7 protein-coding genes and 1 pseudogene are annotated in these 6,896 nt (G+C 42.7%); 2 read left to right on the plus strand and 6 right to left on the minus strand.

The annotated features are described in order from the left end of the window. Positions 1 to 285 (minus strand): DUF2798 domain-containing protein, encoded by a 285-nt coding sequence (locus tag B9T36_RS18140; RefSeq protein ID WP_004684392.1) that lies wholly within the window; start codon positions 283 to 285, stop codon positions 1 to 3. 177 nt (positions 286 to 462) lie between these two features. Here B9T36_RS18140 and argS point away from each other — a divergent pair, with 177 nt between their 5' ends. Continuing rightward, positions 463 to 2,268: an arginine--tRNA ligase gene (argS, locus tag B9T36_RS18145; RefSeq protein WP_086210827.1), complete on the plus strand. Its 1,806-nt coding sequence runs from the start codon at positions 463 to 465 to the stop codon at positions 2,266 to 2,268. 402 nt (positions 2,269 to 2,670) lie between these two features. Next, positions 2,671 to 3,273, plus strand: coding sequence for an SPOR domain-containing protein (locus B9T36_RS18150; RefSeq protein WP_004684390.1), 603 nt, complete (start codon positions 2,671 to 2,673; stop codon positions 3,271 to 3,273). 30 nt (positions 3,274 to 3,303) lie between these two features. Here B9T36_RS18150 and B9T36_RS18155 read toward each other — a convergent pair whose 3' ends face one another. From B9T36_RS18155 to B9T36_RS19135, 5 genes and pseudogenes are all read right to left on the minus strand, one after another. Further along, positions 3,304 to 3,906 carry an alpha/beta fold hydrolase gene (locus B9T36_RS18155; protein ID WP_086210833.1) on the minus strand — a complete coding sequence of 201 codons (603 nt, stop codon included), beginning with the start codon at positions 3,904 to 3,906 and terminating at the stop codon, positions 3,304 to 3,306. A gap of 14 nt (positions 3,907 to 3,920) precedes the next feature. After that, a complete protein-coding gene (locus tag B9T36_RS18160; RefSeq protein WP_086210828.1) occupies positions 3,921 to 4,562 on the minus strand; it encodes a glutathione S-transferase family protein in 642 nt (213 codons plus the stop codon). Between the two features lie 130 nt (positions 4,563 to 4,692). Continuing rightward, entirely contained in the window at positions 4,693 to 5,091 is a 399-nt protein-coding gene (locus B9T36_RS18165) for an OsmC family protein (RefSeq protein WP_086210829.1), read from the minus strand. A 101-nt stretch (positions 5,092 to 5,192) separates the two neighbouring features. Beyond that, positions 5,193 to 6,140 carry a pirin family protein gene (locus B9T36_RS18170; protein ID WP_086210830.1) on the minus strand — a complete coding sequence of 316 codons (948 nt, stop codon included), beginning with the start codon at positions 6,138 to 6,140 and terminating at the stop codon, positions 5,193 to 5,195. A 575-nt stretch (positions 6,141 to 6,715) separates the two neighbouring features. After that, positions 6,716 to 6,896: pseudogene (locus B9T36_RS19135) on the minus strand (IS30 family transposase); the annotation flags it as partial.

The raw sequence follows: 6,896 nt of genomic DNA on the forward strand, positions 1-6,896 counted from the left end.
TTATTTGGGTGGGTTCAGATGTGACATATCGACAAACACACCAGTCAAACGGCGCACAATCGGCAGTACAATGAGCACGACAGGATAGGCCACCACCCAAGACATCATCCATGCAGACAGCCAAACCTGTAGAAAGTTGTCCACCCAGCCCAAATTACGCCACAGATTGATCATCGAAATAATGCCACTCATAAAAAATGAGATAAAAAACGGCAAAATAAACATGGCGTATTTTGCGGGTAACTTGGGAATATTGCCAATGATCATGGGGCGCTGTTCAGACACGTTTCATCCTTAAAAACATGAGTTTTGGTTTTGATCATACTGCACTTTTCATCTTTGTTGCAGTGCAATCGTTAGCAGTTAGTGCGCATTTTTTATTCTATAAAAATGGATTCACCTAAAGACGCCGAAATTTGCTATATTTAGCGTTTTTCTGCGACATTAAATTTTCGACTGAATATGAACACGGCAATCCAAGCAGCTCTCGAGCACGCAGTGCAAAACCTTCAAGCTGAAGGCGTCCTTCCAGCAGACTGGAATAACAGCAGTAATTTGACGCGTACCAAAGACCGAAGCCACGGTGACTTTGCGTCCAATATCGCGATGATTGCCTCTAAAGCTGCGGGGATGAAGCCACGTGATTTAGCCGAAAAAATTCTTGTTGCGTTGCCTGAAGTGGCAGACATCAGCAAAGCAGAAATCGCAGGCCCTGGCTTTATTAACTTCTTTTTAAATGCTGACCAACGTTTTGCTGTACTTGAGCAAATTCAAGCGCAAGGCAAGCAATTTGGTCGCACTCAAGCCAATGCTGCGAAAAAAATCCAAGTAGAATTCGTTTCTGCCAATCCAACTTCAAGCCTGCATGTCGGTCATGGCCGTGGCGCAGCGTACGGGATGACCGTTGCAACCTTGCTTGAAGCAACAGGTGCAACGGTAGACCGTGAATATTATGTGAATGATGCAGGCCGTCAAATGGACATCCTTGCAACATCTACCTATTTACGCTACCTCGAATTAACAGGTCAGGAACTGGTTTTCCCTAAAAATGCCTATCAAGGCGATTATGTTAAAGAAATCGCGCAAAGCATTATTGATGCTGATGGTGATGCCTACGTTCGACCAGTGGCTGACGTCTATAAGGATGTTCCTGAAGATGTACAATATGCAGAAGAGCTCGATGCTGAAGGCAATAAAGTTGTCCTTTCAGGCGACAAAGAAAAACATATTGATGGTTTAATCGCCAATTCACAGCAACTCATTGGTACCGGCTACCGTGTATTCCACCAAGCAGCACTCCATGCCATCCTAGATGACATTAAAGATGACTTAGGTGAGTTTGGCGTAACCTTTAACCAATGGTTCAGCGAAGCATCACTCACGGATAAAATTGATGAAGCGTTAGCCACTTTAGAACAACGTGGTTTCTTATACGAAAAAGACGGCAATATTTGGTTCAAATCAACTGAATTTGGCGATGAAAAAGACCGTGTTGTGAAGCGTCGTAATGGGCAAACCACTTATTTTGCTTCTGACATCGCTTATCACCTCAACAAATTACAACGTGGCTATACCGACCTGATTGATATTTGGGGTTCAGATCACCACGGCTATATTTCACGGGTTAAAGCCGCGATTGATGCAATGGGCTATGACTCGAAAAAACTCACCGTTCTATTGGTTCAGTTCGTCAGCTTATGGCGTGGTGGTGAGATGGTACAAATGTCATCTCGTTCGGGTCAGTTCGTGACTTTACGTGACCTACGTAAAGAAGTGGGCAACGATGCTGCGCGTTTCTACTACGTGATGCGTAAGTCCGAGCAACACATTGACTTTGACTTAGACCTTGCGGTTTCACAAAGCAAAGACAATGCGGTGTACTACATCCAATATGCGCACGCACGTGTCAATCGTATGGTCGATGTGAAAGCCCCTGAAAAAGGCATTCCTTTTGATCGTAGCAAAACGGCTGATTACGATGCGACCTTATTAACGCTTGACGCTGAAACTGAAATTCTGGCTAAACTTGCAGCCTATCCTGAAATTGTGCTTCGTGCTGCAAATAGCTATGAACCACACCAAGTGGGCAACTATTTGAAAGAACTCGCAGCATTATTCCATGGTTGGTATAACTTGGATAATACAAGAATTATCGACGAACAGAATGTTGCCCTTTCGCAAGCCCGTTTATTACTTTCAATAAACGTACAACAAGTTTTGCGTAATGGTTTAGAGTTACTGGGTGTGTCTGCACCTGAAACCATGTAATAAGTGAAGCAAAGCTTCACACATGGTTGCAAGACCGAAAGCTATGCTTGAGGTAGCGATGTAAAAAAGCAACGCTTTGCACATCGTCGCAAGACGAAGGGCTATGCCCGAAGTAACCATGTAATAAGTGAAGCAAAGCTTCACACATGGCTGCAAGACCGAAAGCTATGCTTGAGGTAACGATGTAAAAAGCAACGCTTTGCACATCGTCGCAAGATAATGGGCTATGCCCGAAGTAGCCATATCAACCCAGATGTATTGTTCGCTTTGTGAAACTTGAATTTTGCAAAGCGATTCTTTATTTTACGATGACGCCTCTTTTAATCCCTTGAGGCCAAGTATTAAAATAAAGAAAAGAATGGGCCAGTCCCTCATATTGATTAGAAGAAAAGAGGTTTCCACGTGTTTGGAAAAACGCAGCGCGGTGTATCTGAAAGACCGAACAAACCCAAAAAGCCACTGATTCCAGCTTGGCTCGGTACACTTGTGGTCATTTTAATCGTGCTCTGTTTTGCTGTAGCACTGTTACTGTGGAAGCCTTGGGCGCCAGTGAAGCCGAAAGGTCAAATCACCTCGGAACATTATCAAGAAGAAACCAATAAAGACTACCGTTTCTACGACTTACTGCCACAGCAGCAAGTGACTCCGATTCCAGATCAAGCCATTCCTGAAACTAAAGACAATCCAAGCACTGTGGTGATTGTTGAAGCACCTGCTGCCGAAGAAAGCACCCCTGCTGAACCGGGTTTAACCGAAGCAGCACCAACACCGCAAGCACCAAGCTTTATTTTGCAAGTGCGTAGCTACCCTGACCCAGACAGTGCAGATGCACGTCGTGCAGAAATTATCTTAAATGGTCTCTCTGCCGATGTCGTCAAAACCGTTGAAGGTGGGCAAACATGGTATCGCGTGATTTCAGGGCCATATGACTCGCAAGAAGCTGCGGTGATTGCACAGCAAACCCTACAACATAGCGGGATTGATTCGATTGTGGTCAAACGCTAAAAAAATAAAAGGATGCCGAGGCATCCTTTTTTATACCCTGAGTTTGGTGAGAAAACGCTGAATCAATTGCGCAACATGCTCCGCATGTACATAAGCCAAATCATGTTGCCCCTGTGACACGATATACAATTCAGCATGTGGTATTTGACGGTGTAAGGCCTGCCCCACTACAACAGGACTAATCGGATCTGCATCGCCCCAAATCAGCAGAACTGGGCACTGGATACGCTCCAGACTGTCCGTCAAATCAGACTGATGCTGAACAAACCAATCGGGAACAGTAAAGTTCTGTTGATAATCCTCTCTCCAATCCGCCACCTGAAAAGGACTTAAATCAATACCGCCTGAGGTTGCCACAAGTACCAAAGCCTGTACCTGCTCAGGTTTTTGTAAGGCAGCTTGCACTGCAAAAATGCCACCCATAGATTGTGCAATGACCACAGAAGGCTGTTGAATTTGATTCAATACATAGTCTTGTAAGCCCTCAAAACTCTGCACATTCACATCATCCGGATAGCCACCAAAGCTCGGATAAGCGACGACCATGCTTGAATTGTCCTCTGGGAGGCGCTGTATGACAGGTTGCCAAAATGCCGTATTACCCGATGCACCGGGCAAAAAAATCAGGTTCAAACCATCACCCACCACTATAACCCACTGAGTTCTTTGGCTTTTTTAAAGGCTGGGCGTTGCTGAATACGCTGTGCATAAGCAACCATTTGAGGATTATGGGCTTTGACTCGCTCTTGCATCGCCACCACAGGAAAGCTCATTTGAATATCGGCAAAAGAAAAATCACCTGCAAAATATTCATGTTGAGATAAATAATTTTCTAAATATGCACTATGCTCTTTCAAGCGTGGATTAATAAAGCTGCCTTTCACCCCATCACAAATTTTATTGGCAATCGGCTTAATTAGAAAGGGAACATGTTTCGGTACATTGGTCATCACCAAGGTCATGACCAAATAGGGCATCAACGACCCTTCGGCATAATGCATCCAGTAGTTGTATTGCATTAAGTCCTTTGGATTTTGCGGTTTAAACCTATGCGCCGTATCGTAAGTGGCTTGCAGATATTCTAAAATCACCGCAGATTCTGCTATGACCAAATCACCATCAGTCAAAACGGGGGCTTTGCCTAAGGGATGAATGTCTTTTAACTCAGGTGGCGCAGCATAAGTCGGCAGCCGTTTATAAAACTTCACCTCATACTCCAACCCTAACTCTTCCAAAGCCCATAAAATGCGTAAAGAACGTGAATGTTCCAAATGGTGCAGAGTGATCATTGTTTTGCCTTTTGTTTTAATTGAAATCTAGCACTCACTTTACGCGAAAATTTGGATTTTGCACCTGTAGATGTACATGAATCTGCAGTCGTACAAAATCCTTTACTGCCTCTAAAAACAGCCAAGTGACTTAAACGATTGAGGTTTCAATCTCAACAGAACGTAATAAAGTTTTAGTAACTGGTGTTTTTTGACAGATATCTAAGATTTTTTGGCGTGCTTCTTCTGTCAATGTTTGCTCAAACGACAAACGACGACTAATCCATTCTCGGCCTTCTTTATTGGCATTAAAGTCTGCTTCGACACTAAAAGCCCCCCACTCGATCCCTTTATGCTGTGCATACATCCTTAGGGTAATCATGGTGCAGGAAATCAAGCCTGTACAAATAAAGTCATAAGGTGCAGGGCCTTTGTCCTGACCGCCAAAAGACGCTGGTTTATCGGTAATGAATTGATGTCGCCCACTACTTACTTCACCAGACCATGCTTCGACGCATGTTTTCACTTCTGCATTCGCAATGATTGCCATTTTTTTATTATCCTATTTTTCATTTATCTTTTTTGAATAGGTTTCAAGTACTGAAACTGTCCACCTATGCTGTTGTTGAACGATTTTTCGCAGTATTCCTCTTATTTTGAAGCGCGCATTTGGTCTGGAAATGCTGGTGCTTCCAAACGCGGGCCTTCATAGTCTGGAATTGAGCCAAAACGTTCATCTTGTGCAATCCACTGATCACGTGCAATTTTCAATTCTTCTTGAGTACGCCCAACAAAATTCCACCACAGTAGAATTGGACTTTCAAACGGCTCACCACCTAACAGTAACAAGCGACTACCCGCATGAATTTCAATTTCAATCGTGCTTACACCCTGCTCGAGCACCACCATATTGTCTTCACTCAGTTCGTGCCCATTGACCGTAGCCGTTCCTTCTAAAGCCATAAATCCATATTCAAAGTTTGGATTGAGCGTTAAACGGGTCTTGGTGCTTTCTGCTGCACTTAAGTCCACCCCTAACAGCTCGGTATAGACACTCACAGGTGAGGTGGTATTTAAAAACTCTCCGACCAATACGGTAAATGCTACCCCATCTTTTTCCACCACTGGCAGTTCTGGATAGTGATCGAAACGGGGTTCAACAGCAATTTGTGCATCGGGCAATGCAATCCACAACTGTGCCGCATGCATTTTGGTTTCTGTATCTGGTGCGACTTCCGTATGGGAAATTCCATGTCCTGCGGTCATGAGGTTGACCTGTTTTGGACGAATCAGTTGTTTGCTGCCCAAACTGTCGGTATGCATCATGGTGCCTTCAATCATCCATGTAAAAGTTTGCAAACCAATATGTGGATGTGGACCAACATCTAAACCGTCCCCTTGTGGGAAAGTTACAGGGCCAGCGTGATCTAAGAAACACCATGCGCCAATCATTCGTTTATGGCGACTTGGTAGTGCACGCTTGATGACCGTCCCTTGGCCGATTTCAGCACTTCTCAGTGGAAACTCTTGAATGAATTGATTTACGTATTTTTCACAGTCATCCGAATGCGAAAGTTCAGTATAATTATTATTCGTCATGTGCTTACTCATTACAGATCCATATGTCCTAGATCATAACAAGCAGATTCCCAACTGCACATACCTAAAAATAGAATGCTGATTCTTAAACATGGGACAATATCTTGTATTTTCAAAACTTAAGTAAAAGGCAATGCGTGGATGTAAAAATGTTGTTACATCTTTATAAGGTGTGTTTTTGCTCTGCTGGAGTGATTTAGGAATCATGAAAGGTTGTACATTTTAGCCTAATTGAGAAGTTTTCTTCATCAAAACGATCTTTTCCGAGCATTTAAACCTATAGAAAAAAGATATACAATTAAATCACTTACAACTAAAATTTTTCCTTAATGTTTAATAAAATTATCTATTCTGAATTATCCCCTAGGCAAAAAGAAATTTATAATTTCCAGAAAATCTCGGCATATTTAGCAGACTACGGATTCAATTGTATAAAGTTATCAGATGATTGGAATGGTGCCGATTTTCTTGCATATCATTTAAATGGAAAAGACACCTTACGAATCCAGCTAAAAAGCCGCATTACAATTGATAAAAAGTATATAAATAAAAACTTACATATAGCTTTTCCAATCTTAGATTAGCATTTGAAGTGCAACACCATGTTGTTGCCATAATACCTGACTCGGACTTTTAAAGCTGAGTCTTTTTCTTGGGCGATGATTCAAACGTTGAGTGATTTCTGAGATATATTCATCCGTATAGGCATTTAAATTACTGCCTTTTTTAATGTATTGTCTGATTAAACCATTTGTA

This window comes from Acinetobacter sp. ANC 4204 (genome assembly GCF_002135205.1).
Classification (GTDB): domain Bacteria; phylum Pseudomonadota; class Gammaproteobacteria; order Pseudomonadales; family Moraxellaceae; genus Acinetobacter.